We start from the raw sequence: 1,837 nt of genomic DNA, 5'->3' as shown, positions 1-1,837 counted from the left end.
CTATTTATTCCAACAACGCAATTCTCGATGCGGTACCACTAGATAGTCTATTTGAACGATCCTTATCTAGTGTTATCAAATTTTTCCCTGGCCTGGCCAAGCTACCTATTGATAAGAAGAAGCCGCTTCGTATTGTTGGTGGAAGTACTAATAAAATATTAGAAGCTTGTTTACCACTTGGTAATTTAGTTTTTGGTGATGGTGTTCAGGCCCATTGTGAAATCGCAATCTGGATGAGAAGTGTTGGCGATCCGATTGTTGGTGAGTTAGCATTTTCCTATCGCGTTAACGATGCCAATAGGAAGCAAGCTAAGGCACATAAGCGTGCTGATAAGTTCTTCAAAAAACTCCAAATCGAACTTGCGAACTGGTTGGAAATAGGTAGCACTAAAACTGCTTTGGTTTATGGAAAGCCAGAATAGTAATGGGTTCAGATATTGAGGGCGTTCATGCTGAAGTGCCGAGTCTAAAAGATCTCTTTATACAATTTTTCATCATTGGAGCGGTTAGCTTTGGTGGTGGGATTATTGCCTATGAGCGGATCTTATTGGTTGAGAAACGTAAGTGGCTTTCCGCAGATGAATTTATGGCCTACCTGGCCATTAGTCAAACGATGCCAGGTCTCAATTCTGTAAACCTCGCAGTGATCTCTGGCGACCATTTGCGTGGTGCCTTGGGTGCAATTACTGCAACCATAGGTCTCATTCTGCCGGGATCAATCTTTGTATTAGCAGTAGGCATCATCTATGCGAGTGCTGCAGATCATCCCTTGGTTAACTATGTGTTGGCAGGCATTGCTGCTGCAGCTACTGGACTTTTGGCTGCCATCACTTACAAGATTGGCAGTGATCATTGGAGACACATGCAATCTTTGCTCATTATTATTTGCACCTTTTTATTAATGAGTATTGCCAAATTATCTTTACCCTATGTCATTTTGATTATGGCGCCGATTTCTCTGTACTTATATCGGCCGAGTAAAAAAGTATGAGTGCATTAATTCATCTGGGCTTGAGCTTTGCCTTGCTATCGATTTTGGCGGTTGGCGGAGGCACTGCCGTATTGCCAGAGATGCAAACAGTCTTGGCGCAACAGTTTGGCGTTAACCATACTCAATTCGTTCATATTTACAGTATTGGTCAGTTGGCACCGGGGCCGAATATGTTGATGGTCCTAGTCATTGGCTATCAAATTGCAGGACTAATGGGAGCAGGGGTTGTACTGCTCTCCTTTTTCTTGCCGTCGAGCTTCTTGTGTTTCTATGTTGGCCGCCTGTGGAATCGCTTTGGTGAAAATCCTTGGAGACGTTCCATTCAAAATGCATTGGAGCCGATTTCAATTGGCCTAATGGCCTCTGGCGTTTATGCCGTGGGCAAAGCTTCTATCGTGGGAGGTGTGACTGCGGCGCTTGCACTGGTGACCCTTTACCTTATCCTCAGAACCAAAATTAACCCAGTATTAGTCATTCTTGGCTCCGGAGGATTGGGTGCTTTATTGATGGCTTACCTAAAATAGTCTAAAGCTTAGAAAGTTCCTCGCAAGCCAACCATGAGACTTCTGCCTGGTTGCGGAGCGAAGAGTCTCACAGCCATTGGTGTAGTGGCATATCGAATTTGCTCATTAAGTAAGTTCTTCAAATTCATATACACAGTCCAATTCACATCCTTAATTTTCTCTGTATAGGAGATGCCTGCATTCAAGAGGTTATAACTTGGCGCAGGACCGATTTCCCAGCTAGCTAATTTATTTTGTTGATAGCTATAGATATAAGTTGCATTGGTGAGCCAGCCATTTCGTTGATGAGCTAGTTCTGCACCTAAACGTGGAGCAGGTTGCA

General features: G+C 43.7%; 3 protein-coding genes and 1 pseudogene. 3 read left to right on the top strand and 1 reads right to left on the bottom strand.

Annotated features, from left to right (window positions below):
• The 3 genes from B7Y67_RS16865 to B7Y67_RS16855 all read left to right on the top strand — a co-directional run.
• Positions 1–422 (top strand): hypothetical protein (locus tag B7Y67_RS16865; RefSeq protein ID WP_293599618.1); only part of this gene is annotated, 422 nt, incomplete at its 5' end.
• A 2-nt stretch (positions 423–424) separates the two neighbouring features.
• Positions 425–991 carry a chromate transporter gene (locus B7Y67_RS16860; RefSeq protein ID WP_215303423.1) on the top strand — a complete coding sequence of 189 codons (567 nt, stop codon included), beginning with the start codon at positions 425–427 and terminating at the stop codon, positions 989–991.
• Positions 988–1,515, top strand: coding sequence for a chromate transporter (locus B7Y67_RS16855; protein WP_293599617.1), 528 nt, complete (start codon positions 988–990; stop codon positions 1,513–1,515). The genes B7Y67_RS16860 and B7Y67_RS16855 overlap by 4 nt, the downstream gene beginning before the upstream one ends.
• A gap of 8 nt (positions 1,516–1,523) precedes the next feature.
• Here the strand turns inward: B7Y67_RS16855 and B7Y67_RS16850 are convergent.
• A pseudogene (locus B7Y67_RS16850) lies at positions 1,524–1,837 on the bottom strand (TonB-dependent receptor); the annotation flags it as partial.

This window comes from Polynucleobacter sp. 35-46-11 (genome assembly GCF_002281105.1).
The sequence above is the reverse complement of the archived record's forward strand: the minus strand, read 5'-3'. Positions and strand labels throughout refer to the sequence as shown.